Origin of the sequence: Nonomuraea sp. NPDC050786 (assembly GCF_040654115.1) — a bacterium.
Taxonomy (GTDB): domain Bacteria; phylum Actinomycetota; class Actinomycetes; order Streptosporangiales; family Streptosporangiaceae; genus Nonomuraea.
This window is the reverse complement of record NZ_JBFAHJ010000038.1, coordinates 14,251-37,842: the sequence shown is the minus strand read 5'-3', so window position 1 is coordinate 37,842 and position 23,592 is coordinate 14,251. Positions and strand designations below refer to the sequence as shown.

General features: G+C 72.5%; 21 protein-coding genes. 13 read left to right on the top strand and 8 right to left on the bottom strand.

Features of this window, described 5'->3' with window-relative positions; translation table 11 throughout:
• Nucleotides 1–3: 3 nt before the first annotated feature.
• The 3 genes from AB0H84_RS45230 to AB0H84_RS45220 all read right to left on the bottom strand — a co-directional run bounded on the left by AB0H84_RS45230 (nt 4) and on the right by AB0H84_RS45220 (nt 2,462).
• A complete protein-coding gene (locus AB0H84_RS45230) occupies nt 4–678 on the bottom strand; it encodes a hypothetical protein (protein ID WP_357619033.1) in 675 nt (224 codons plus the stop codon).
• Between the two features lie 142 nt (nt 679–820).
• Nucleotides 821–961 (bottom strand): hypothetical protein, encoded by a 141-nt coding sequence (locus AB0H84_RS45225; RefSeq protein ID WP_357619030.1) that lies wholly within the window; start codon nt 959–961, stop codon nt 821–823.
• Between the two features lie 115 nt (nt 962–1,076).
• Entirely contained in the window at nt 1,077–2,462 is a 1,386-nt protein-coding gene (locus AB0H84_RS45220; protein WP_357619027.1) for a phospholipid carrier-dependent glycosyltransferase, read from the bottom strand.
• Between the two features lie 150 nt (nt 2,463–2,612).
• Here AB0H84_RS45220 and AB0H84_RS45215 point away from each other — a divergent pair, with 150 nt between their 5' ends.
• Together AB0H84_RS45215 and AB0H84_RS45210 are read left to right on the top strand one after the other, a co-directional pair.
• Nucleotides 2,613–3,269, top strand: a complete 657-nt coding sequence (locus AB0H84_RS45215; protein WP_357619024.1) for a response regulator transcription factor — start codon at nt 2,613–2,615, stop codon at nt 3,267–3,269.
• Entirely contained in the window at nt 3,266–4,441 is a 1,176-nt protein-coding gene (locus AB0H84_RS45210) for a HAMP domain-containing sensor histidine kinase (RefSeq protein WP_357619021.1), read from the top strand. The genes AB0H84_RS45215 and AB0H84_RS45210 overlap by 4 nt, the downstream gene beginning before the upstream one ends.
• Here AB0H84_RS45210 and AB0H84_RS45205 read toward each other — a convergent pair.
• Entirely contained in the window at nt 4,433–7,255 is a 2,823-nt protein-coding gene (locus AB0H84_RS45205; protein WP_357619018.1) for a hypothetical protein, read from the bottom strand. The two genes, AB0H84_RS45210 and AB0H84_RS45205, sit on opposite strands and share 9 nt — an antisense overlap.
• A gap of 75 nt (nt 7,256–7,330) precedes the next feature.
• Nucleotides 7,331–9,196: a propionyl-CoA synthetase gene (locus AB0H84_RS45200; RefSeq protein WP_357619015.1), complete on the bottom strand. Its 1,866-nt coding sequence runs from the start codon at nt 9,194–9,196 to the stop codon at nt 7,331–7,333.
• Between the two features lie 45 nt (nt 9,197–9,241).
• Here AB0H84_RS45200 and AB0H84_RS45195 point away from each other — a divergent pair, with 45 nt between their 5' ends.
• The 3 genes from AB0H84_RS45195 to AB0H84_RS45185 are packed head-to-tail and all read left to right on the top strand — an operon-like array spanning nt 9,242 to nt 13,726.
• A complete protein-coding gene (locus AB0H84_RS45195; RefSeq protein ID WP_357619012.1) occupies nt 9,242–9,880 on the top strand; it encodes a nucleotidyltransferase domain-containing protein in 639 nt (212 codons plus the stop codon).
• Entirely contained in the window at nt 9,877–10,671 is a 795-nt protein-coding gene (locus AB0H84_RS45190; RefSeq protein ID WP_357619008.1) for a nucleotidyltransferase domain-containing protein, read from the top strand. The genes AB0H84_RS45195 and AB0H84_RS45190 overlap by 4 nt, the downstream gene beginning before the upstream one ends.
• Nucleotides 10,672–10,690: 19 nt before the next feature.
• Entirely contained in the window at nt 10,691–13,726 is a 3,036-nt protein-coding gene (locus tag AB0H84_RS45185) for an AAA family ATPase (protein WP_357619005.1), read from the top strand.
• A gap of 38 nt (nt 13,727–13,764) precedes the next feature.
• Here AB0H84_RS45185 and AB0H84_RS45180 read toward each other — a convergent pair whose 3' ends face one another.
• Nucleotides 13,765–14,526: an arylamine N-acetyltransferase gene (locus AB0H84_RS45180; RefSeq protein ID WP_357619002.1), complete on the bottom strand. Its 762-nt coding sequence runs from the start codon at nt 14,524–14,526 to the stop codon at nt 13,765–13,767.
• Nucleotides 14,527–14,562: 36 nt separating this feature from the next.
• Nucleotides 14,563–15,498, bottom strand: a complete 936-nt coding sequence (locus AB0H84_RS45175) for a GNAT family N-acetyltransferase (protein ID WP_357618999.1) — start codon at nt 15,496–15,498, stop codon at nt 14,563–14,565.
• A gap of 133 nt (nt 15,499–15,631) precedes the next feature.
• Between AB0H84_RS45175 and AB0H84_RS45170 the strand changes: the two genes are divergently transcribed.
• Both AB0H84_RS45170 and AB0H84_RS45165 read left to right on the top strand, forming a co-directional pair.
• Entirely contained in the window at nt 15,632–16,558 is a 927-nt protein-coding gene (locus AB0H84_RS45170; protein ID WP_357618996.1) for a hypothetical protein, read from the top strand.
• A 21-nt stretch (nt 16,559–16,579) separates the two neighbouring features.
• A complete protein-coding gene (locus AB0H84_RS45165; protein ID WP_357618993.1) occupies nt 16,580–17,095 on the top strand; it encodes a hypothetical protein in 516 nt (171 codons plus the stop codon).
• A gap of 160 nt (nt 17,096–17,255) precedes the next feature.
• On the opposite strand, the gene AB0H84_RS45160 is transcribed toward AB0H84_RS45165, so the two are convergent.
• Entirely contained in the window at nt 17,256–18,050 is a 795-nt protein-coding gene (locus AB0H84_RS45160) for a class I SAM-dependent methyltransferase (RefSeq protein ID WP_357618990.1), read from the bottom strand.
• Between the two features lie 166 nt (nt 18,051–18,216).
• On the opposite strand from AB0H84_RS45160, the gene AB0H84_RS45155 reads away from it, so the two are divergent.
• The 6 genes from AB0H84_RS45155 to AB0H84_RS45130 are packed head-to-tail and all read left to right on the top strand — an operon-like array spanning nt 18,217 to nt 23,579.
• Entirely contained in the window at nt 18,217–19,248 is a 1,032-nt protein-coding gene (locus tag AB0H84_RS45155) for an SIS domain-containing protein (protein ID WP_357618987.1), read from the top strand.
• Entirely contained in the window at nt 19,248–20,132 is an 885-nt protein-coding gene (locus tag AB0H84_RS45150) for a PfkB family carbohydrate kinase (protein WP_357618984.1), read from the top strand. Before AB0H84_RS45155 ends, AB0H84_RS45150 begins: the two co-directional genes overlap by 1 nt.
• Nucleotides 20,102–20,935 carry a transporter substrate-binding domain-containing protein gene (locus AB0H84_RS45145; RefSeq protein ID WP_357618981.1) on the top strand — a complete coding sequence of 278 codons (834 nt, stop codon included), beginning with the start codon at nt 20,102–20,104 and terminating at the stop codon, nt 20,933–20,935. The genes AB0H84_RS45150 and AB0H84_RS45145 overlap by 31 nt, the downstream gene beginning before the upstream one ends.
• 7 nt (nt 20,936–20,942) lie before the next feature.
• Nucleotides 20,943–21,839 carry an amino acid ABC transporter permease gene (locus tag AB0H84_RS45140; RefSeq protein WP_357618978.1) on the top strand — a complete coding sequence of 299 codons (897 nt, stop codon included), beginning with the start codon at nt 20,943–20,945 and terminating at the stop codon, nt 21,837–21,839.
• Between the two features lies 1 nt (nt 21,840).
• Nucleotides 21,841–22,608, top strand: a complete 768-nt coding sequence (locus AB0H84_RS45135; RefSeq protein ID WP_357618975.1) for an amino acid ABC transporter ATP-binding protein — start codon at nt 21,841–21,843, stop codon at nt 22,606–22,608.
• On the top strand, nt 22,608–23,579 hold the full coding sequence (locus AB0H84_RS45130) for an ornithine cyclodeaminase family protein (RefSeq protein ID WP_357618972.1): 972 nt from the start codon (nt 22,608–22,610) through the stop codon (nt 23,577–23,579). The genes AB0H84_RS45135 and AB0H84_RS45130 overlap by 1 nt, the downstream gene beginning before the upstream one ends.
• The last annotated feature ends 13 nt before the right edge of the window (nt 23,580–23,592 follow it).

The following is a 23,592-nucleotide window of genomic DNA, read 5'->3' as shown; positions in this document are numbered from 1 at the left end:
GCGTCACGGCACGTACTGGACGACCGCGTCGAGGTTTGCGAGATAGTCGCCCTCGGCCACCTGGATGCCGGTGAGGTCCCTGACCTTCTGGCTGAGGTATGCGCTGACGTAGAAGGGCCAGTGCTTCGGCCCGATGCCGCCTTCGAGCGGACGCGGTGTCGGAACGTTCCAAGCGAACTCTTCCAGCTTGTACGTCGCCACCAGCTGCTCGCCCTGCTCCTGACCGTCGAGCGTGACCTGGGCGTGGGCACCGTCAGGGCGCAGGTAGATGTCGTGGACGGTGGCCTTGTGCCCGCTCCGGACATCGTTCAGCGTGAAGCCGCCGGGGTAGTACACGCCCTTGCACGGGTCGATGTGGTCCTGCTGCCAGCCGATGGGCATGTAGACACCGGCGTTGCCGGGTTTGGCCTGGATGGGGTCGACGCCCTCCACCCGGACGCCGCGCTCGGTGAGCAGGCTGACGATCTTGTTGCCGAAGTCGAAGTTCGCGTGACCCTTGGGGCCGAAGTAGGGGAACTTGAAGCATCCGGCGCTGGGCGGGTCGATGGAGGGGGAGTTTCCGGGAATGGGCGCGCTTGGTAGCGGGGAGAATGGGCCGGCGGCGGCGGAGAGGGTCGGCATTACCAGGAAGGCGGCGACGACGGCGAGGAGTTGAGCGATCCGGGCGAACACACGCATACCGCTTCGACCTTTCGTCGGAGAGGAAGTCGCAGGAGCTCTTTGACCTGCATTTACTCACTCACCGTAGTTAGGCAAACACACACTGTAAAGAGCCGCAAGGACTCTTGTCGAAATATTCGGCTGTCGATCTTCGCTTTTTTCAAGGTCCAGAGGCGTTCCGTACCTGGTCGATGAGGGCGTATCCCGAGGGGAGCGGCCACGCGCCGCGCGAGAAGGCCGTGAACGGCGTCGTCTGCTTCGGGTGGGCGACGGGCTCCCAGGTGACGGCGAGTATCGCCATGGCTCCACCAGCACCGCAGCGGCCGCCCCCGCCCCTTTGGACGCGCGAGGCGCGCTCATCGATGCTCTCCGGCACGCAGCATGATCGTAGCCACCGGGTAATGCCAGCCGGATCGTCAGCGACGAGCCCCCTGCACCGTCAGCGCCGCGGCCACGCAGGCGACCGGGATGGCGGGCAGGACGTACCGGTGGTCGAAGTCGAGGGCGGCCACCGGCGCGACGAGCAGGAACATCGCGAACGACCACGGCAGCACGACCGGACACCGGCGCGCCACCGCACCCACCCCGCCCGCCAGCAGCAGGACGCCGAAGAGCGTGCCGTGCAGGAACCACGGGTACGGGTAGGCGGCCAGGACCGAGGCGAAGGGCTCGACGGAGCGCATGCCCCGGATGTCCGGGCCGTAGTCGTTCCGCACCTGGTCGATGAGGGCGTACCCCGAGGGGAGCGGCCACGCGCCGCGCGGGAAGGCCGTGGACGGGGTCATCCGCTGCGGGTGGGCGACGGGCTTCCAGGTGAAGGCGAGCGAGGTGTCGCGGGCGACCTCGCGCAGGTAGTCGAGGGGCTGCGCGGCGATGGCCCTGAGCGCGAACGACCTGGCCAGGTCGTTATGGACGAACCGGTCGCCGGGCAGGCGGTTGAGCGAGGCCCGGGGGTCCCAGACGTACTCGGAGGCGGCGTCCAGGACGGTGCCGTTCGGGCAGAGCACCGCCTGCTCCGGTGGCGGCTTGATGATCGAGCAGTCGGCGAAGGTCATGGTACGCGCCCACAGGGCGACGCCGTCCGAGCCGCTGAGCGCGAACCTGCCGTGGTGCTGGGCGTACCAGCCGGCGTAGGCGAGCAGCGGCAGCGTGCCGGCCACCGCCAGGGCGAGGGCCTGCCGCCACGACGTGCGCCGCGCCAGCAGGTAGAGGGCGGCCAGGCCGATCAGCGGCACGGTCGCGGTACGCGTCAGTCCGGCGAGCGCGAGGAGCACCCCCGCTGCCGCGCCTGTCCAGGTGGCGGCCCGCGTGGACGCCTCGGGCTGCCGCAGCAGCACGAGCAGCGCGGCCACGACGAGGAAGATGACCTGCGAGTCCGACAGCACGGCGTGCTCCAGACGGACGAACGCCGGGTCGAACAGCACCGGCACCGCCGCCAGCGCCGCGGCCCAGCCCGGCAGCGACCGCCGGCGCAGCAGCAGGTAGATCATCGCCCCGGTGGCCAGCCCCATCGCGTGCTGCACGCCCACGACCAGCTCCACGCTGTGGAAGGGCCGTAGCGCCCACAGGAACCACGAATAGCCCGCCGGGTGGAACGCGCCCTGCGGCCGCATGTGCACGGCCGTGTCCAGGTACGTGAAGGAGTCGTACCAGTAGAGCCGCGCCGTGTCGTACCCCAGCATGACCAGCACGCGCAGCGCGGCGGCGAGGACGAGCACGCACCCGAACAGCCCATGAGCGCGCACGAGGTCCGGACGTTCCAGGCGTGCCCCCATGGGCGTGGGCGCCAGCATGGACGTCATGGCCTTCACCCCCGAAAGAGCCGGGCGGATCCCGGCTTCGGGCGGCCAGTCCAGTGCGTCACTTATAACCTGAACGTCACTGATTTTGGTTATGCGCGCGTTATGCCGACCGGAGCAGACTGGCGGCTTTTAGATCTTTTTGGGGGCGCGGTGCGCGTTTTGGTCGCCGAGGACGAGCGGATGCTCGCCGACTCGATCGCCGAGGGGTTACGCGGGGAGGCACTGGCCGTCGACGTCGCCTATGACGGGGACGCGGCGCTCGAACGGCTCGGCGTGCACGACTACGACGTGGTGATCCTCGACCGGGACCTGCCGATGGTGCACGGGGACGAGGTGTGCCGGACCGTGGTCGAGCAGGGCTGGCCGGTACGGGTGCTCATGCTGACCGCCGCGGGCGACGTGCGGGCCCGGGTGGCCGGGCTGTCGCTGGGGGCCGACGACTACCTGCCCAAGCCGTTCGCGTTCGAGGAGCTGGTGGCCCGGGTGCACGCGCTCGGGCGGCGGTCCAGGCGCGCCGACCCGCCGATGCTGGAGCGGGCGGGGGTACGGCTGGACTGGGCGCACCGGCAGGTGTTCAGGGAGGGCAGGTACGTGCCGCTCGCCCGCAAGGAGTTCGGCGTGCTGGCGGAGCTGCTGCGCGCCCAGGGGGCCGTGGTGTCGGCCGAGACGTTGCTGGAGAAGGTGTGGGACGAGCACATCGACCCGTTCACGAACACGGTGCGCACGACGATGATGAAGCTGCGCAAGAAGCTCGGCGAGCCGCAGGTCATCGAGACCGTGCCCGGATCGGGGTACCGCATCCCATGAGCATGCGCCTGCGGTTCGCGCTGGCCTGCGCGGGCGTCTTCTTCGTGATCGCCGGGACCGCGCTGGTCTCCGTCTACTTCGTTGTCCGGGCAAGCCTGCAATACCGGGCGAGCGTGTTCACTCCCAACTCCATCGTGCTTCCCGACGATCGATGGGGCTGGCTGTCGAGCCAGCGTTTCGATGACGGTTATGAGCTCGCCCGGAAGTTCGCCCTCAAGGTGCACGGCACCTACCAGGACAGTGTCCTCGACAACCTGCGTAACGCCGGCGTGCTGACCGTGCTCGCCGGCACGGGGCTCGCGTTCGGGGTCGGCTGGCGGACGGCCGGCATGGTGCTCCGCCCGCTCAGGAACGTCACCGACACCGCCCGCCGCATCGTCCAGAATCACGACCTGAGCGAGCGCATCGGGTACAAGGGCTCGCGCGACGAGATCAAGGAGCTGACCGACAGCTACGACGTGATGCTCGACCGCCTCGCGCGCTCGTTCGACGGCCAGCGCAGGTTCGTCGCGAACGCCTCGCACGAGCTGCGCACCCCGCTCACCATCAACAGGACGCTCGTGGACGTCGCCGTGCGGCGGCCGGACGCGACCGAGGACGTCAAGCGGCTCGGCGAGTCGCTGCTGCTGGTCAACGCCCGCCACGAGCGGCTCATCGACGGCCTGCTGGCGCTCACCGAGGGCGAGCAGGCGGTGCTGGACCGGCGGCCGTTCGACCTGGCGGACGTGGCCGAGCACGTGCTGGACCAGGCGGCGGGCGAGGCGGCCGAGCGCGAGGTGACCATGCACCGGCTGCTCGACCCCGCTCCGACGGCGGGCGAGGCGGTGCTGGTGGAGCGGCTGGTGCAGAACCTGGTCGAGAACGCCATCCGGCACAACCACCCGAAGGGCGAGGTGTGGGTGACGACGCGGCGGCGGGCCGACCGGGTCGAGCTGGTCGTGGCCAACACGGGGCTGCAGGTGCCGCCGTACGAGATCGAGACGATCTTCGAGCCGTTCCGGCGGCTGCACGGCGACCGGCTGCGCTCGGACCGGGGCAGCGGGCTGGGCCTGTCGATCGTACGGGTGATCACCGAGGCGCACGGCGGCACGGTCGCGGCCACTCCCAGGGACGAGGGCGGGCTGACGATCACCGTCGAGCTGCCCGTCCACTCCGAGGGCGGCTCAGTCTAGACCCTGGATCTCCCAGAGCGCCGTCTCCGGTATGCCGGCCTTGACGAGCTGTTCCCACGTGCCCATCCGGTCGGCCGGGTCGGCGAGCATGGCCTGCAGCAGCGGCCGCAGCTCCGCGTGGTCGGCCCCGTCCTCCGCCCACATCGCCCCCAGCGCCCGGTGCATGGCGGGCGAGCGCACGGCCACCGTCCGCACCAGCTCCTCCAGGATCGCCAGGCGGTCCCGGTACGGCAGGAAGCGGCCCTCCCCCAGGGCCCGCAGCAGCAGGTCGAGCAGCCGCCGGTGGCGGGGCGTGTGGCCGGTGGCGACCGCGACGACGACGTCGCCCATGCCGCCCGTCCCGTCGCCTCCGAGCACGACGTCCTCCTTGCCGTCCTCGACCACGCGGTGCGCCGACAGCGCGGTGACCAGCCCGGTCCAGCCCTCCTGGCCGAGCTGCCCCTTCCACAGGTGGCTGAGCGAGGACCACTGCTCCAGGTGGTCGGGGCCGGGCAGGATCGACGAGACGCGGACCGGCTCCTCGGAGGCGCAGACGATGAGCACGGTCAGGTTCGCCGAGTAGGCGGCCAGCCGGCGGGTCAGCGTGTGGCGTACGGGCTGGAACCCGGTGAAGTGGCGGCGCGGCCGCTCGTGCAGCGACCGGCGCAGCAGCCCGGCCAGCAGCTCCACGCAGCGGGCCCGCACGGCGGAGGGCACCTCGTCCAGCAGCTCCAGGACGAACCCCACGGTCGGGCCGCGCTCGGCCAGGCAGGAGTGGGACGTGACCGCGTACAGCAGGTCGTCGTCCACGGCCTGCACCACCGCGAGCGGCTCGTCCCCCGCCAGGCGGCGCCGCCTGTCGAGGTCGCGCAGCGCGTAGACGGCCAGCCAGGCCACCAGGAACTCGCCGAACGTGGCGTGCAGGAACGCGTAACCGGTCCTGGGGCCGTTGCCGCGCACGAAGAAGAACCGCTCGGTGGCCTTGCGCGCCCAGTCGATCCGGTCCTCGTCGTCCGGCTCGTCCTCGCCGCCGTGGCAGAGGGCCGGCAGGTCGCGCTCGAGCGCCTCGTCGGTGATGAGCTGGCGGCCGCGGGCGAGCATGGACAGCGCCACCGCGCCGAGCAGCACCAGCTCCTGGTCGATGGCGACCCGCCGCACGCCGCCGGTCTCGCGCTCGGTGTAGTCGCGCAGCAGCACCTCGTACAGGCGGGCGCGGCCGAGCGGCCCGTGGTCGTGCTGGAGCGCGTTGCCGCCCGCGTCGTAGAGGGCGAGCAGCAACAGCAGCAGCGGCTGCCTGGCCATCTCGCCGTGGACCAGCGCCGCCTCGGCGGGCAGGGGCTTCAGGTCGCGGCGGGCGAGCAGGGCGCGGTTGGCCTGGTCCCAGATGTTCAGCCACTGCCGCACCTGATCGTCGTCGAACGGCTGGAGCTGCAGGCCCAGCAGGCCCTCGGGGAGGCGCATCCGTTCGGCCACCACCGTGCGGCTGGTCACGATCACCGCCGCCGGGCGGCCCAGCTCCGCCTCCCTGGCCTGGAACTCCTGCACCCGTTCGAGGTAGTCGTAGCGGTTGACGCCGCCCTGCACCAGCTCGTCGAACCCGTCGAGGAGGATCACCGGCATGGCCCCGTCCGCGGCCGCCACCAGCTCGGCGTAGCCCACCTCCTCCCCCAGCACGGCCGCGAGGGCCTGCTCGATCTGCTCGGTGACGTCCGCCCGCGCGGCCACGCTTCCGAGCTCGACCCGGATCGGCAGGAACTCCGACCTGGCCAGCCGCGCGGCGAGCACCTCGGTCAGCTTGGTCTTGCCCGAGCCGGGCTCGCCCAGCACGAGCAGCGGCGCCTGGGTGGCGCGCAGCGAGGTGAGGTGGCCGACCAGGAACGCCTCGGTGTCGGGCAGCAGCCGCTGCTCCTCCCACCAGCTAAGCTGCGCGGGCGCGGACTCGCGGGTCAGCTCGGCGACCCGGAAGCGGGGGCTGAGGTAGCCCTCGCCGAGCAGCGGGAGCGAGACGGCCTCGGGGAGCTTGCCGGCCAGCAGCAGCGGCCGGTCGAGCAGGTTGGCGGCCATCCTGGCCAGGTGGATCATGGGGCGGTCGCCGACCCGCGGCGGGGCCAGCTCGGCCAGCAGCCAGGCCACCCGCGACAGCGCCGTGGCGGGCGGCGGCTTCTCGGTGACGAGGCTGCGCACCCCGAACTCATGGCTGTCGAGCGCCAGCGACCGGTAGTCCTCGTCGTAGATGCGCAGCGCGTGCGCGGGCGGGCCCTCGGCGAGCATGCGGGGCAGCAGGAGCTGGTCGTCCACGGAGAGCTCATCCCAGACGACCAGGCCGCTCACGTATCCGGCCATGGCCTCGGACATGCGCAGGTAGGCACGTTCCACGGCCAGCCGGGTCCCGGAGTACGGCACGTGCGGCTCGGGCGTGGGCAGCCGCTCCAGGAGCAGGCTCGCCACCAGCCTGGCGAACCGCTCGGGCGTCGGCACCCCGCGGGAGATCCGGTCGCCGCGGTCGAGCTTGTCGAGCGTGAACGGCAGCTTCGTCTCGCCCAGCGCCTCGAAGTAGGCGGAGACGACGATCACGGCGTGCGCGGCGGCCAGCCGCTGCGTGCGGGTGAACCGGTCGACGCCGCTCTTCAGCTCGGGCATGCGGCGTACGACGTCCTCGCCGTACAGGGCGATGCTGTTGCGCAGGTCGGCCAGGCCGGTGGCGAGCTGGCCGGCGCCGGCCAGGGCCCAGCCGGTGCGCGCCGCCGCCGAGGCGAACCCGATCACCTTGACGAGCCTGGCGTCCTTGCATCCGAGGATCCTCAGGGCGTCGGCGTAGCTCGGGGTCTCGATCATGTGCCTTCTCCCGGGGACGGAGATGTCCCATCATGCGCCGTACGGGCGGGCTTTTCGGCGGAAGTTACCGGCCCGTCATGTTCGCTTCACGGCCTCCTCGATCTCCGGCAGCGCCGCCGGATCCTCGATGGTGGACGGCGTGGTGTACGGGTTGCCGTCGGCGATGTCCCGCATCGTGGCGCGCAGGATCTTGCCCGACCGCGTCTTCGGCAGCCGGGAGACCACGACGGCGCGGCGGAAGGCGGCGACGGGGCCGATGCGCTCGCGTACAAGGGCGGTCAGCTCGCGCTCCAGCTCCGCCGGGTCGCGCCCGGCTCCCGCCTTGAGCACCACGAACCCGACGGGGAGCTGGCCCTTCAGCTGGTCGGCCACGCCGATCACGGCGCACTCGGCCACGTCGGGATGGGAGGCGATGACCTCCTCCATCGAGCCGGTCGAGAGCCGGTGGCCGGCGACGTTGATCACGTCGTCGATGCGGCCCATGATGTACAGGTAGCCGTCGGCGTCCACGTGGCCGCCGTCGCCCGTGAGGTAGTGGCCTGGATAGCGCTCCAGGTAGGAGCGGGCGAAGCGGGCCTCGTCGCGATAGAGCGTGGGCAGCGCGCCGGGCGGGAGCGGCAGCTTGACGGTGACGGCGCCGTCCACGCCGGGCGGGCACTCGTTGCCGTCGGGGTCGAGGATCCGTACGTCCCAGCCGGGGACGGGCTTGGTGGGCGAGCCCGGTTTGAGCGGCAGGCGTTCGAGGCCGACGCAGTCGGCGGCGATGGGCCAGCCGGTCTCGGTCTGCCACCAGTGGTCGATGACGGGGATGCCGAGCAGGTCGGAGGCCCAGTGGTAGGTGTCGGGGTCGAGGCGCTCGCCGGCCAGGAAGAGGTAGCGCAGTCCGGACAGATCATGCTTTTTCGCGAAATATCCGGATGGGTCCTCTTTTTTGATGGCCCGGATCGCGGTCGGCGCGGTGAACAGCGTCCGGACCCCGTGCTCGGCCACCACCCGCCAGAACGCGCCCGGGTCGGGGGTGCCGACCGGTTTGCCCTCGTACAGCACGGTCGTGCAGCCGGCCAGCAGCGGCGCGTACACGATGTAGGAGTGGCCGACCACCCAGCCCACGTCGGAGGCGGCCCAGTAGACCTCGCCGGGGGCGGCGCCGTACACGTGGGACATGCTCCAGTGCAGCGCGACGGCGTGGCCGCCGTTGTCGCGCACGACGCCCTTGGGCAGGCCGGTCGTGCCGGAGGTGTAGAGGATGTAGAGCGGGTCGGTGGCGGCCACGCTCACGCAGGCGGCGGGCTCGGCCTCGCGCACCGCCTGCGCCCAGTCGAGGTCGCGCCCCTCCTCGAGCGTGGCCGGGCACTGGGGCCGCTGGAGGATCACGCAGTGGGCGGGCCGGTGCTCGGCCTGCTCCAGCGCGGCGTCCAGCAGCGGCTTGTACGCCACCACCCTGGACGGCTCGATGCCGCAGGACGCCGAGAGCACCACCTTGGGCCTGGCGTGGTCGATCCGCACGGCCAGCTCCCTGGCCGCGAACCCGCCGAACACCACCGAGTGCACGGCCCCGAGCCGGGCGCAGGCCAGCATCGCGACCACGGCCTCCGGCACCATGGGCAGGTAGAGGACCACGGTGTCGCCCTTCTCCACGCCGAGATCCCTGAGCATCCCCGCGGTCCTGGCCACCTGGTCGCGCAGCTCGGCGTAGCTGAGAGTCGCCGTGGCGCCGGTGACGGGACTGTCGTAGATCAGCGCCGCCTGGTCGCCGCGACCCGCCGCGACGTGCCGGTCCACCGCGTTGTGACAGGTGTTGAGCCGCCCGTCGGGGAACCACCGGCCGTCCGCGGTGACGGTGGCGGGGAGCACGTCCCAGTCGATGCCGCGCGCCGCCTCCGCCCAGAACGCGCCGGGGTCCTCGATGCTCCGCCGGTAAGCCTCGTCATAAGCGCCCACAATTCGATCAGAGCAGTCACCGGCCCCATCACGCAAGATATCCGGGTGACCGATGACATGATCCTTACCGTCGTCATGGGGTCGCGGGCGTACGGGCTCGAGACGGACGCCTCCGACACCGACAGGCGGGGCGTCTTCGTGACGCCGACGGCCGCGTTCTGGCGGCTGGAGAAGCCGGCGACGCACCGGGACGGGCCGCTGCCCGAGCAGTTCTCCTGGGAGGTCGAGCGCTTCTGCGTCCTCGCCCTCGAGGCCAACCCCACCGTGCTGGAGTGCCTGTGGTCCCCCATCGTGGAGGTGATCACGCCGGCCGGGCGGCGGCTGCGCGACCTGCGCGCGGCCTTCCTGTCGGAGCGGGCCAGGCAGTCGTTCGCCGGGTACGCCGCGGCGCAGTTCCGCCGGCTCGACCCGGCCGCGCCCAAGTGGAAGCAGGCCATGCACATGATGCGGCTGCTGCTCAGCGGCCGGCACCTGGTGCGCCACGGGGAGCCGCTCGTCCAGGTGGGGCCGTACCGGGAGCGGCTGCTGGCGATCCGGCACGGCGAGGTGCCGTGGGCGGAGGTGGACGCCTGGCGGGCCGAGCTCTCCGCCGAGGTGGCCGCGACCACCAGCGTGCTGCCGGAACGGCCTGATCGCGAGCGGGTGGAGGACTTCCTGGTGGATGTACGGAAGGAGTATCTGTGAAGCTGCCCGGATGGCTGGCGGACGTGCCCGGGGAGCAGCCGTACCCGCTGGTGTTCGCGACGGTGAGCGGGGCCCACCTGTACGGGTTCCCCTCGGTGGACTCGGACGTGGACCTGCGGGGCGTGCACGTGCTGCCGGTCGAGGAGGTGGCGGGGCTGCGGCACGGGCCGGAGACGCTGGAGCGGATGTGGACGCGCGACGGCGTGGAGGTGGACCTCGTCACGCACGACCTGGCCAAGTTCTGCCGGTTGCTGCTGGGGCGAAACGGTTACGTGCTGGAGCAGCTGCTGTCGCCGCTGGTCGTGACGTCGTCGCCGCTGCATGAGGAGCTGGTGGCGCTCGCCCCTGGGTGCCTGACGCGGCATCACGCCCACCACTACCTGGGATTCGCGCGTACGCAGTGGCGGCTCTTCACGAAGAGCGGAGAGCTCAAGCCGCTGCTCTACACCTTCCGCGTGCTGGCCACGGGGACCCACCTCATGCGCACCGGCGAGCTGGAGGCCGACCTGACGCGCCTGTACGAGTACGGGCCCGCGTACCTGCCCGACCTGGTCACCGCCAAGCGGGAGGCCGAGCACGGCCCGGCCCCGTCCGTGCCCGGGCTGGAGGCGGATGTGGAGCGGATGACAGGGGAACTGGAGCGCGCCCGGGACGGCTCGGCGCTGCCCGAGCGGGCGAGCGCCGCGGACGCGCTGCACGACCTGGTGGTGCGCGCCCGGACGCGGGGCCCGCTGACGAGCCTGGTGGCGGACCCGGCGGCGGGCCCGGCGGCGGGCCCGGCGGCGGGGTGAGGTTGGCAGAATCGGTGACGTGACGTTGGTGGGCAGGACGGACGCGCTGCGGGTTGTCGAGGAGGTGCTGGAGGCGGCGGCCGGGTGCGTGGTCGTGGAGGGGCCTGCCGGGATCGGCAAGAGCCGGCTGCTGGAGGAGGCGGCGGGGCGCGCGCGAGCGCGCGGGACGGCGGTGGCGTGGGGACGCGCCACCGAGCTCGACCGGGTCGCGCCCTTGTCCACGCTGCTCCGCCCGCTGACCGCGCCGCTCGGGCACGCTGGCGGTGGCGAGTCGCCGGTCCAAGGTGACCTGCCGCAGGTGCAGCCCGTTGGTGGTGGGCAACCGGTGGGCGACGGTGACGAGCCGCGGGAGTTGCCCGGCGGTGGGCCACCGGTGGGCGACGGTGACCGGCTGCGGGTGCTGCCCGGCGGCGGTGGGCGGCCGATGGGCGACGGGCTCCTGATGATCGAGCGGATCGGGGAGGCGATCGAGCGTTTCACCCGTTCCCGCGCCCTCGCCATCGTCCTGGACGACGTGCAGTGGGCGGACGAGCTGACCTGTCTGGCGCTGCGGCAGCTCGTGTCCGGGCTGGCCGGGTCGCCCGTGGTGTGGCTGCTGGGCCGGCGGCCACTGCCCGAGCAGGAGGCGGTCGAGCGGCTCATCGCGGAGGGCGCCCTGCGCGTGGCCCTGCCGCCGCTCACCCCCGAGGAGGCAGCCGAGCTGTGCGGGCGATTGCTCGGAGCCGACCCGGGGCCGTCCGTTCTGGAGCTGGCGCGAGCCGGCGGCGGGAACCCGTTCCTGCTGGAGGAGGTGCTGACGGGGCTGCGCGACGAGGGGCGGATCGTCGTGGCGCGGGGCGTGGCGGCGGTCAGCGGGGCCGAGTTGCCGGTGGGGTTCGTGACGGCCGTGGAGCGGCGGCTGCGCGACCTGTCCTCCGGGGCGCGGCGGCTGCTGGAGACGGCCTCGGTGCTGCGGCGCCCGTTCTCGGTGCACGAGGCGGCGGGGGTGCTCGGGGTGGCGCCCGGGGCCGTGCTCGGACAGGTCTCGGAGGCCGTACGGGCGGGGGCGCTGGTCGGGGAGGGTGATCGGCTGGCGTTCCGGCACGATCTCATCAGGGAGGCGGTGTACGGCGGGCTCGGTGCCGCCGTGCGGACGGCGCTGCACCGGGAGGCGGCGGCGGTGCTCAGGTCCGAGGGCCGGCCGCCCGCCGAACTGGCCGAGCATCTGCGGCACGGGGCGCGCGTGGGCGACGAGGCGGCGGTACGGGAGCTGCGCGCCGCCGCGCGGGAGATGACGGCCACCGCCCCTTCGGCCGCCGCCGACCTGATGCTGCGCGCCCTGGAGCTGGCGCGCGACGGGGAAGCTGCCGGGCCCGGTGCTGCCGTCGCGACCGATGGGGGCGACACCGGCACCACCGCGGCCGATCCTGCCTCCAGCGCAGCCGACACCGGAACGGCTGCGCCCAGTGCAGCTTCCACCACAGCCCACGCCGGAACGGCCGGACCCGAAGGTGCCGTCGTGTCCGGCGGACGCGACACGGACGCCACCGCAGCCGGTACTGCCGCCCCCGCAGCTGACGCCGGAGCGGCCGGGCACGGTGGTGACGTGGACGGTGGGCTGGTGGCTGGGCTGGTGGCTGGGGTGGTGCGGTTGCTGGCGTCGGCGGGACGGCTGGGCGAGGCGCGGGAGGTCGCCGACACAGGTGGCGGGCGTCATCCGGCGGGACAGCGGCCGGCGGGTGAGGAGGCCGAGATCGTGCTCGGTCTGGCCGAGGCGCTCAAGCACGCGGGAGACGACCAGGGCGTGCTCAGGCGGACCGGGCGCGTGCTGGACCGGCCTGGCGTGCCGGTGCGGGAGAGGGCGCGGCTGCTGGCCGTTCGAGCCCATGCCCTGATGATGACCGGCGGGATCGACGCGGCCGACGCCGCGGCGGTGGAGGCGGTTGCAGAGGGCGAGGTGTTCGCCCAGGTGGTCGGGCTGCAGGCGCGCTCCACCGTGGCGCTGTTCCGCGGGGATCTGGGCGGCGCGTTGCGGCATGCCGAGCGGTCTGTCGAGCTGGCCGACGCGGCGGGTGGTGAGACGGCGCACCGGCATCCGCGGTTGTGGCTGGGAGCGGCGATGGTGGCGCTGGACCGGTTCGAGGAGGCCGCGGGCGTTTACGCGGCGGTCGAGCGGGAGGCCGGACGGCTGGGGACAGCGTGGGCGCTGCCGTTGCTGCACCGGTTCAGGGCGGAACTGCTGCTGGCCTGGGGGCGGCTGGACGACGCGGCGGCGGAGGCCGAGGCGGGGTTGCGGGTGGCCGAGCAGCTCTCCGCCATGGCGCTGGTTCCGGCCCTGCTCGGCGTGCTCGGCCATGTGGCGCTGCTCCGGGACGAGGTGGACGCGGCGCGGGGGCACCTGCATCGGGGACGCGAGCTGGCCGGGGACGGGCCCGGCCTGGTGGCCGAGGAGCTGCGGTGGCGGCTCGGGCTCCTGGACACCGCCACCGCCGAACGGGCCAGGACCGGTGCGGCCGACCGGGCCGCGACCGGCGCCGCCCGCGCCGCGACCGCGCACGGAGGTGAGGCGCTGGCGTACCTGATCGTGCAGGAGCCGTGGACGGCGGCGCGGTGGCGGGACGATCCGCGGGTGGTCGCCTGCGTGCGGGAGCTCGCCCGGCGCAACCCCGGCGTGGTGTCCCTGGCGGCGGGGGCGGCGCACGCCGAGGGCCGGCTGGACGAGGCGATCGAGCTCTACGGCAACGCCCCGCGCCCGCTCGGGCTGGCGGCGGCGCTGGAGGAGGCCGGGCGGCGGGAGGAGGCGCTCGAGGTGTACCGGGCGTGCGGCGCCGTCAGGGGGACCGGGCGGTTGCGGGACGGCCGGAGGCCCGATCGGGGCTGGGAGGCGCTGAGCCCGTCGGAGCTGCGCGTCGTGCGGCTGGTCGCCCAGGGCATGACGAACAGGGAGGCCGCGGCCGCCCTGTTCCTGTCGCCGCACACCGTCGACAGTCACCTCCGCCACGCCTTCGCCAAGCTCGGCGTCAACAGCCGGGTGGAGTTGACCCGCCAGGTCCTGGCGCATGAGCCTGACCGGTGACCGCCGTCAGCCGAGGTAGGGGCGAGTGAGGGCGATGGTCAGGGTGAGAGCCTGGGCAGCAGGGCCTCCGCGTCCGCCTCAGTCACCTGGATGCCCAGGCGGTCCCGCAGGGCCGACAGCAGTTCACCGGCGGTGGACACCGGCAGGTCCTCGATGCGGACGCGGGCGTCCGCCGTGGTCCGCTGGGCGAGCACGTGCCGGGTGAACGGCGAATGCGGGCTGCCCGACACGTAGAAGTTGGCCACCTCGAAGTCGCTCGGATAGTGCGGCTCGTCCGGGCGGAGCGCGTACAGCTCGGTCGAGCCCGCACTCAGCACCCAGAAGTCCCCGTCCCTGCCCAGCCGCCACTCCCACGGCCCCGAGCGCACCTCCGCGCCGTCCTCGAACGCGATGGGCTCCACCAGCCCCTCCCCGCCGAAGCCCACGTCGGCCAGCCACGTGCGGCCGTCCGCCTCGACCGTGAGCGTGGCGTGCGAGCGCGGCAGGTGGTAGCGGCCCAGCCGGATCCTGGCCAGGTGCCGCTTCAAGGTGAAGCCGAGGCGTTCGAGTGCGGCGGCGAAGAGCAGGTTGTGCTCGTGGCAGTAGCCGCCGCGCCCGCCTGTGACCAGTTTGTCCTGCAGGCTGCCCAGGTCGAGGCTGACGCCCCGGCCGAGGAGCACGTCGAGGTTCTCGAAGGGGATGGAGCGCACGTGCGCCAGGTGCACCTGGCGCAGCGTCTCGTACGTCGGCTGGAGCGGGCCGTCGCAGCCGATCCTGGCAAGGTACGCGTCGAGGTCGAGCTTCTCAATGTCCCATGTCATGAGATCGACAATGCCGCGTGCGACGGCCCGCGCGCATCACGCGTTCACGGGATTCGGCGACAGGACGAGCCTGACGGCGAAGTTGCGGTACCCGGCCCGCTCGAACGCCCTGGCCATCGGGACGTTGCCGGCGTCGGTGTCCGCCGTGATCCGCCCGACCCCGCGCTCGGCGAGGAAGCGGGTGATCTCGGCGAGCAGGTCGTCGACGTACCCGTGGCCGCGGTGCTCGGGCACCACGCCGAGGTAGCCGACCACCGGGCCGCCGTTGTTGGCCGACGGCAGGGCGACCCCGACGAGGTCCCCGCTCTTGTCGTACGCCAGCCGCCACCACGACCGGTCGCCCGGCATGGACTTGTAGTCCTGGACGTCCTCGCGGGCCTGCGCCACGGGGTCCATGGTGGCCAGGGCCTGCTGCGTGTGGAAGTCGAGCGTCCCGGCGGCCACCCGCCGGAACGCCTCCACGAACGCCTCGTCGTCCTCCTCGCCGCGGAAGACGAGCCGGTCCGACGGCTCGGGCACGGGCCCGTCCACCCACTCGTAGCGGAGCCGTTCCAGCTCGTGGGTCAGCCCCGCGCGGCCCGCGGCCTCCCAGCGCCAGGCGATGGCCGCCGCGGCCTTGGGGTCGTCGCGCCAGCCGTTGCCGACGAACACGTGGTACGCGGGCGCCAGCCCGTACGCCTCGTGGGCCTGGCGCAGCAGCTCGGCGGCGAGGCCGACGCGGTCGCTCACCGACGGGTGGACGTAGACGCAGTCGAGCGCGAGCGGCTTGTCGCCGTCGGGGAAGCCCCACCAGACGGCGCGGGCCAGGATCTCGCCGTCGTCGGCGACGGCGAGCCAGATGCGGTCGAAGCGGTAGCTGCCGTCGTTCAGGAACGAGCGCAGCCGTTCAGGATGCGCCCAGCTGATGGACTCGTCGACGACGCAGCCGAGCAGGCGGTCTAGATCTTCCTCGACCGCGGTGCGGAAAAGCACGATTCCTCCGAGAAGCAGAAGTGTACGGCGCAGTGAGCGCCCAAACCCATGCCGAACATCTCAGCGCCTCCTTTCTTCCGACTTTTCGGCTTCAGGTGGCACTGTAGCGGAAATATCGCGACAGGATGGGCTCGTGAGGTCCTACGACGACACCCTGCCCCTGCAACCCCCGGTCCGGCTGCCGGAGGAGGCCACGCTCGCGGCGGCCGTACGCGCCGCTCCCCTGGCCGAGGAGCTGAAGCCGGAAGGCTCCGACGCGGAGGTGCTGGCCCTCTGGGCGGACCACTGCCGCGAGCGGCTGGCCGGCGACGAGGGACTGCTGCTGGAGCTCATCAGGATGTTCCTGTCGCGCGAGCCGCATCCGGGCCGGGCGCCCGAGGAGCTGACCGGTCTGGGTCTGGTACGGCAGGCGGAGCCGTACACGCTGAGCTGGCTCGGCCTGTGGACGGCGCGGCTGATCATCGCGGAGACCACGGGGCAGGACGTCCCCGTCATGGGATCGCTCGCGGACGCCGGCGCGGCGGCACTGCTGCACGGCCTGCGCTCCTATCCGGAGGCCGAGCGCGGCGAGGAGCTGGCGGGGTGGCTCAAGGGCCGGGACACGGACGCGGCGGCGGCCGAGATCGCCTCGGTGCTCGGCACGGTGAGCCCGCTGAGCCGGGCGGTCGGCGTGGAGCTGCTGTCGTCGGACTTCGGTGAGTCCGGCCGGGCGGCGCTGTCGGGGCTGCTGGAGGAGCCCAGGCTGGGGGCGGTGATCGCCGCCAGGACGGGGCGCGAGGACCGGCAGCCCGCGCCGGGCGAGATCGCGTGGGTGCTGGTGGACATGGCGGCGGCGCTGCTGGAGTTCGGGGGCGAGACGGGCGAGGTGATCGAGTCCATCGCCATGGGGATGGACGCCGAGGAGCAGGCGGGGACGATCGCGATCCTGGCGTTCGGGGACCATCCGTGGACGGGGCAGGTGCTGCGGGTCTTCATCGACCATCATCCCGACGAGCGGGTCGCCGCCGCGGCCCGCAAGGCCCTGCGCCGCCTCCACGGGCTGGCGGACGTGCGTGGTTGAACATTCTGTAGAGTCGGCTCGGTGACGACGCATTCGATCTTTCCGCAGGCCGGCATCCTGGGTGACGCGTTCGCGTGCGAGTGCGGCGCCGTGCTGGCCGGGCGGATGACGGCCGAGCTGCACGCCGCCGAGAACGGGCTGTGCTCGGTCTGCCTCGGATCCGGCCAGGAGGAGCTGGCGCCGGGGCTGACGCACGGCTGCACGGCGTGCGCGGCCACCGGGCGGCGCAAGGAGCAGATCACCTGGCAGCTCGCGTACGCCGAGGCGGAGCAGCTCATCACGCCGGCCGTCGTGCGCGGGGTCGTGGCGGGCTTCGAGGGGCCGTTCCACCTGTCGGAGATCGCCGACGCGGTGCGGGCCGGGCTGGGGCTGCAGGCGGGGCGGCTGCCGGTCGGGCCGCGGGTCCGCGACCTGCTGCTGGAGCTGCAGGTCGCGGGTGAGATCACCATGCTGTCGGCGCCCGACGAGATGATCGGCAACGACATGGTCCTCTACCGCGACCCGCAGTGGCAGCGCGTCCGCACGCTCGGCCTGTGACCCGACCGCTGGGCGTGTGACCCGCACGCACCACGCCTGCCCGCTCGGCGTGTGACCCGCCCCGACTACGGCCGCCCGCTCGGCTGAGACACGTCGGCGCGCACGCTCGGCGACTGAGACACGTGGGCGCGTGCCGGCCTGGGCCGCGGCGCGCGGGGCGTCAGGCGCGGCAGAGGATCTCGCCGTGCAGGACGGACATCCAGCCGTCCTCGGCCGCCGCCCACGTCAGCCAGCCCTCCGAGATCCGCCGCAGGTCGGCCTCCGTGGCGGCCCCGCTCGCCAGGGCCTGCTCGGCCATGGACGAGCGCAGGATCCGGTCCGCCCACATCCCGCCCCACCAGGCGCGGTCCTCAGGCGTGGCGAAGCACCAGGTGGACGAGGTGGCCGTCACGTCGGTGAAGCCCGCGGCCCTGGCCCACGACAGCAGCCGCCGCCCGGCGTCGGGCTCGCCGCCGTTCCCCCGGGCGACCCGCTGGTACAGCGCCATCCATTCGTCCAGCTCCGGCAGGAGCGGATACCACGCGAACGCCGAGTAGTCGCTGTCGCGCACCGCGACGTACCCGGTGGGCCTGGTCACCCTGCGCATCTCCCGCAGCGCCTGCACCGGGTCGCCCACGTGCTGCAGCACCTGGTGGGCGTGGACCACGCAGAACGTGTCATCGGCGAAGTCCAGCGCGTGGACGTCCGCCACGGCGAAGTCCACGTTCTCCGCTCCCCGGGCGGCCAGCTCGGCCCTGGCCAGGCCGAGCGCCTCCTCGGTCACCTCGGACGCCGTCAGGTGCCCGACCAGCCCCGCCAGGTCGGCGGTGATCGTGCCGGGCCCGCTCCCCACGTCCAGCACCTTCATGTGCGGCTTGAGGTGGGGCAGCAGGTACGCGGCCGAGTTCTCGGCAGTGCGCCAGCGGTGCGAGCGCAGCACCGACTCGTGGTGGCCATGCGTGTAGACGGCATTCATCGCCAAACTCCTTCGTTCCGCTCCGATGACGTCCACCCTAGCGTTCGTCTCACAGTTCAAGAAGATTTGTCTTGAAATATAAGACAGACGCCACCCCTTGACGGGCGTGCCGGGCGAGCGGCATCATCTACCCCATTCTGAGATCGATCTCACATTGGAGCGCATAATGAGCCAGGTCCGCGTGCCCCTCCGTCCCTTGGGGAGCATTCCCGAGACTTTCCGGGCCGATCTCGACCAGGCGGTCACCCCCCAGATCGAGGCCCAGGTGACCGCTTTCGTGGAGAAGGCGCTCAAGCCGACGACACGGGTGATCTACCTGGTGGGCTGCGGCGGCTCGCTGTTCATGTTCGGCGCCATGCGCTTCCTCCTGGAGCGCTCCCCCATCCCGGCCGTCGCGCTGAACGCCGACGAGTTCATGCTGAGGAGGCCGGCCGCCCTGGGCCCCGACTCCGTCGTGATCGCCGGCAGCACCAACGGCGGCACGCCGGAGACGGCGCGGGCGGTGCGTTTCGCCCGGGAGGCCGGCGCGCCGGTGCTGCTGGTCACCAAGGATCCGGAGAGCGTCGTCGCCAAGGAGGCGGCCGACATCGTGCTGCACCGCAGCGTGGAGGCCAAGCAGGTGCTCCAGGGCCTCATCGCGTACGCCCTGCTCAAGGCGCAGGGCGTGGCCGACGACTACGACGCGGCCGTGGCCGCCTTCCGTGACTGCGCGGGGGCGTTCGAGACCTCGGTGCGCGAGCTGGACGACCGGCTGCGTGACATCGCGGCCGCGTGCGTGGACGAGCCCTGCGTGTACGTCCTCGGCTCGGGCCCGCTGGAAGGCGCGGCGCAGACGTTCGCCGCCTGCTACCTGCAGGAGATGCAGCTCAAGCACGCGGTCGCCACCGGCTCGGGCGAGTTCCTGCACGGCGCCTTCGAGGTCGTCGACGGGAACGTGCCGGTGATCGTGCTGCTCGGCGAGGACGCCACCCGGCCCATGGGAGAGCGGGCCATCCGGTTCCTGGAGCGCTACAACACCCGCAACCACGTCGTCGACGGCGCGGCGCTGTCGCTGCCCGGGGTCCCCGCGAGCCTGCGCGCCACCATCGGCTCCTTCGTCATGGCCAGCGCCGTCACCGCCCGCCTCGCGCAGCACTTCGAGGCGTTCTCGGGACGCCCGCTGACCGACCGCCGCTACATGTGGCGGGTCGAGTACTGATGCGGATCGCCGCCGTCGGTGACAACATCACCGACTGCTATCCGGAGGCGGGCCACATGTACCCGGGCGGCAACTGCGTGAACGTGGCCGTCCACGCCGCCCGTGCCGGCGCGCGGGCCTCGTACGTCGGGGCGGCCGGGCAGGACCAGCGGGGCGAGCAGCTCGTCGCGGCCCTGCGCGCCGAAGGGGTCGACGTCTCCCGCCTGCGCCGGCCGGCCGGGCCGACCGGCTACGCCACCGTCGTCACCGTCGGCGGCGAGCGCACGTTCGGCCCGTTCGACCGGGGCGTGGCCCGCTTCCGGCTGGACGAGGAGGACCTGGAGTTCGTCGCGGCGCACGACCTGGCGCACTCCAGTTACTCGGCCTTCCTGGAGGAGCAGCTCCCGGCCATGGCCGAGCGCGTGCCCCTGTCGTTCGACTTCGACGTCCACACCGGCGACGCCTACGCGGCCGCGCTGATCCCGTACGTCACCTACGCCTTCTTCTCCGCCTCCCACCTGGACGCGGCCGCGACCGCCGACGTCCTGAGCTGGGCCTGCGCGCAGGGGGCCGAGATCGCCGTGGCGACCCGCGGGGCGGCGGGCTCGCTGCTCTTCGACGGCCGGCGCCTGGTCATGGAGCCGGCCGCCGAGGTGGAGGTGGTCGACACGCTGGGTGCGGGAGACACCTTCATCGCCCATGTCCTGACCGGCCTGGCCACCGGGTCGGGCACGCGGGAGAGCCTCCGGCGCGCCTCCGCGCACGCCGGCCAGGTCTGTACCTCGCCCGGCGCCTTCGGGCACCCCTCGCCGATGACCCCCGACCTGACGGGTCTCATCCGGCAGCACACCCCCCAACCAGCAAAGGAAGAGACATGTCCGGAATCAGCAAGGCCGCGGCCCTGATGTCGGTGTGCGCGGCGCTCACCCTCTCGGGATGCGGCAGCTCCGCGGAGCCCGCGCCCGCTGAACCGGCCGCCAAGACGCTCAAGGTGGCGGTCTTCGGCGACTGGGCGCCCGAGGAGTACGTGGAGAACGGCCAGGTCAAGGGCTGGAGCGTCGATCTCGCGAAGGCGTTGGAGGCCAGGACGGGCCTGACGTTCACGTACGAGGCGACCGGCTTCGACATGATCATCCCCGGGCTGGACAACGGCCGCTACGACGTGGCCGTGGCCTCGCTCGGGGTGACCCCCGAGCGGCTGGGCAGCCTGGACTTCGTGCCGCTGCAGAAGGAGGGCACCGCCTTCGGCTGGAAGAAGGGCGCGGGCCTGAACATCCAGAAGGTCGAGGACGTGTGCGGCAAGACCGTGGCCGTGCTGACGGGGGCGTGGGAGTACAAGTACCTCACCGAGAACAACCCCAAGACCTGCGGCGCGAACCCCATGAAGATCGAGCAGTTCAAGGACCAGCCCTCCGCCGAGCTGGCCGTCACCTCGGGCCGCGTCCAGCTCGTCGCGGCGGGGTCGGGCAAGCTGAAGTACACCGCGAAGCAGACCGGGCAGCTGGAGACGTCCGATCTGCTGATCAACGCCGTCTACAACGGCCTGGGCGTGAAGAAGGACAGCCCTCTGGGGCCGAAGCTCAAGACGGCGCTGCAGGCGGTCATCGACGACGGCACGTACGCGAAGATCCGTTCCGAGTGGGGCGTGACCAGCCAGGGCGACCTCAAGACGGCCGTCCTCATCACCGAAGCCAACCCCGAAGGCTGAGCCGGCCATGACGTTCCGCAGCGCCGCGGGCGCGCGCAAGGTGCCGCTCCGGCATCCGTGGTGGTGGGCCGGCGGGGCCGTCCTGCTGCTGCTGATCGCGATGTTCACGCACCTGCTGGTCACGAACGAGAACATGCGCTGGTCGGTCGTCGTCGCGTACCTCTTCGACGCCGAGATCCTCGGCGGTCTCGTGACGACCCTCGAGCTGACGGCGCTCGCCATGGTGGCCGGGCTGGCGCTCGGCATCGTGCTCGCGGTGATGCGGCTGTCGGCCAACCCGCTGTTCCGGTCGGTGAGCTGGCTGTGGCTGTGGTTCTTCCGCGGCGTGCCGCCCCTGGTGCAGATGGTGTTCTGGTTCAACCTCGCCACGCTGATCCCGGTCATCGAGCTCGGCGTCCCCCTCGGACCCACGCTGGCCTCGTGGGACACCAACACGGTCATCTCGTCGTTCTCGGCGGCCATCCTGGGCCTCGCCCTGACCGAGAGCGCGTACGCCGCCGAGATGATCCGCGCCGGCATCCAGGCCGTGCCGAAGGGGCAGACGGAGGCCGCGCTGGTGCTCGGCATGTCGAAGTTCCAGGTGATGCGGCGGGTCGTGCTCCCGCAGGCGATCCGGATCGTCGTCCCGCCGATCGGCAACGACCTCATCTCCATGTTGAAGTTCACCTCGCTGGTGAGCGTCCTGGCCACGCCGGACCTGCTCTACAGCGCCCAGATGATCTACTCCCGCAACTACCGGACGATCCCGCTCCTGCTGGTGGCGACGATCTGGTACCTGGTCCTGACCACGCTGCTCACCGTGGCCCAGCAGCACGTCGAGCAGCGCATGCGGCTCGCCCGCGGCACCGTGCCGGGGCCGGTGGGCAAGCGGCTGAGGTTCCTCCCCCTGTTCGGAAGGGCGTGACATGACGGACATCCCCCTGCTGCGCGTCGAACGGGTCAGCAAGGCGTTCGGCGGGAACCAGGTGCTGCGCGAGGTCTCCCTGGACGTACGCGCCGGGCAGGTGCAGTGCGTGATCGGCCCGTCCGGCTCCGGCAAGAGCACGCTCCTGCGCTGCGTCAACCGGCTGGAGGTCCCGGACAGCGGCCACGTCTACCTCGAAGGCGAGCCGATCGGCTACCGCTGGAAGGGCGAAAGCCTGTACGAGCTGACCCCGTCCCAGCTGGCGGTGCAGCGCCGCCGGATGGGCATGGTCTTCCAGAACTTCCACCTCTTCCCCCACCGCCGCGTCATCGAGAACGTGACCGAGGGCCCCGTCGTCGTGGGCGGCATGGACCGGGCGGCGGCCCGCGAGCAGGCGATGGCGCTGCTGTCCAAGGTGGGCCTGGCGGAGAAGGCGGACGCCTTCCCCGAGTCGCTCTCGGGCGGGCAGCAGCAGCGGGTCGCGATCGCGCGCTCGCTCGCGATGCGGCCCGCGCTCATGCTGTTCGACGAGCCCACCTCTGCGCTCGACCCCGAGCTCGTCGGCGACGTGCTCGACGTGATGAAGGACCTGGCGAACGAGGGGATGACGATGGTGGTGGTCACCCACGAGATGGGCTTCGCCCGTGACGTCTCCGACCATGTGGTCTTCATGGACGGGGGATGCGTCGTCGAGTCCGGCACCCCGGAGCAGATCTTCGGGGCGCCGGAGCACGAGCGCACCCGGTCCTTCCTGTCGAGGGTCATCTGATGGACGTCCTGGTCCTGTCGGACGCGCAGCTCCGCGCCGTGCTCACCGCCGCGGACGTGGTGGAGGCGCAGGAGCACGCCTTCCTGCTGGCCGCCGAGAGCGGGCGGGTACGGTCGGCGCACACCCACCACGCGACCTTCGACCCGGACGGCATGGCGTTCGTGCACAGCGCCGTCGCCGACGGCGAGACCGGCGTCGTGGTCAAGGCGGGCACCCAGCACCCCCGCAACGCGGAGCGCGGCCTGCCGGCGGTGCACGCCACGGTCACCGTGCACGACCCGGTGTCCGGGCGGCCCGTCGCGGTGCTGAACGGCACGACGATCACCGCGCTCCGCACCGCGGGGGGCCTGGTCGCCGCGGCGCGCGCCCTGGCACCGAGCGGCCCGCACACCGTCGGCGTGCTGGGCTCCGGAGCGCAGGCCACCGAGTTCGTACGCCTGATGGGCGAGGTGATGCCGGTCGAGCGGTTCCTGATGTGGAGCCCCCGGCTCCGTCGCCGGGGGCTCGACGAGCGCCTGTCGGGCCTGCCGGTCGAGGTGGCCGCCTCGCCGCGGGAGCTCTGCGGACGCAGCGGCGTCATCGCCACCTGCACGCTCAGCCGCACGCCGGTGGTCGAGGGCGCCTGGCTGCGGCCGGGCGCCACCGTGCTCACGATGGGCTCGTACGCTCCGGACCGGCGCGAGCTCGACCTGGCCTGCGCGCGGCGGGCCGCCCTGACCTTCACCGACCTGCCCGAGCAGGCGCTGCGCTCCAACGGGCCGGTGCTGGAGGCGATCGCCGCCGGGGCACTGACGGCGCAGGCGGTCCGGCCGCTCTCCGACGTGCTGCGCGGCGATCATCCGGGACGCGCCGCGGCCGGGGAGACGGTAATCTTCCACAGCAACGGCCTCGGCATCCAGGATGCGGTGCTGGCCTGGCGTGCGTACACGCGCGCCCGCGCGAGCGGCATCGGCACCCCCATCGACCTTTGAGCCGGGAGAGTGA

Coding starts and splice junctions, on each gene's coding strand:
- AB0H84_RS45135 (WP_357618975.1), top strand. CDS start 21,841: ATGACGGACATCCCCCTGCTGCGCGTCGAACGGGTCAGCAAGGCGTTC.
- AB0H84_RS45140 (WP_357618978.1), top strand. CDS start 20,943: ATGACGTTCCGCAGCGCCGCGGGCGCGCGCAAGGTGCCGCTCCGGCAT.
- AB0H84_RS45225 (WP_357619030.1), bottom strand. CDS start 961: ATGGCGATACTCGCCGTCACCTGGGAGCCCGTCGCCCACCCGAAGCAG.
- AB0H84_RS45130 (WP_357618972.1), top strand. CDS start 22,608: ATGGACGTCCTGGTCCTGTCGGACGCGCAGCTCCGCGCCGTGCTCACC.
- AB0H84_RS45145 (WP_357618981.1), top strand. CDS start 20,102: ATGTCCGGAATCAGCAAGGCCGCGGCCCTGATGTCGGTGTGCGCGGCG.
- AB0H84_RS45150 (WP_357618984.1), top strand. CDS start 19,248: ATGCGGATCGCCGCCGTCGGTGACAACATCACCGACTGCTATCCGGAG.
- AB0H84_RS45160 (WP_357618990.1), bottom strand. CDS start 18,050: ATGAATGCCGTCTACACGCATGGCCACCACGAGTCGGTGCTGCGCTCG.
- AB0H84_RS45230 (WP_357619033.1), bottom strand. CDS start 678: ATGCGTGTGTTCGCCCGGATCGCTCAACTCCTCGCCGTCGTCGCCGCC.
- AB0H84_RS45205 (WP_357619018.1), bottom strand. CDS start 7,255: ATGATCGAGACCCCGAGCTACGCCGACGCCCTGAGGATCCTCGGATGC.
- AB0H84_RS45210 (WP_357619021.1), top strand. CDS start 3,266: ATGAGCATGCGCCTGCGGTTCGCGCTGGCCTGCGCGGGCGTCTTCTTC.
- AB0H84_RS45155 (WP_357618987.1), top strand. CDS start 18,217: ATGAGCCAGGTCCGCGTGCCCCTCCGTCCCTTGGGGAGCATTCCCGAG.
- AB0H84_RS45180 (WP_357619002.1), bottom strand. CDS start 14,526: ATGACATGGGACATTGAGAAGCTCGACCTCGACGCGTACCTTGCCAGG.
- AB0H84_RS45220 (WP_357619027.1), bottom strand. CDS start 2,462: ATGACGTCCATGCTGGCGCCCACGCCCATGGGGGCACGCCTGGAACGT.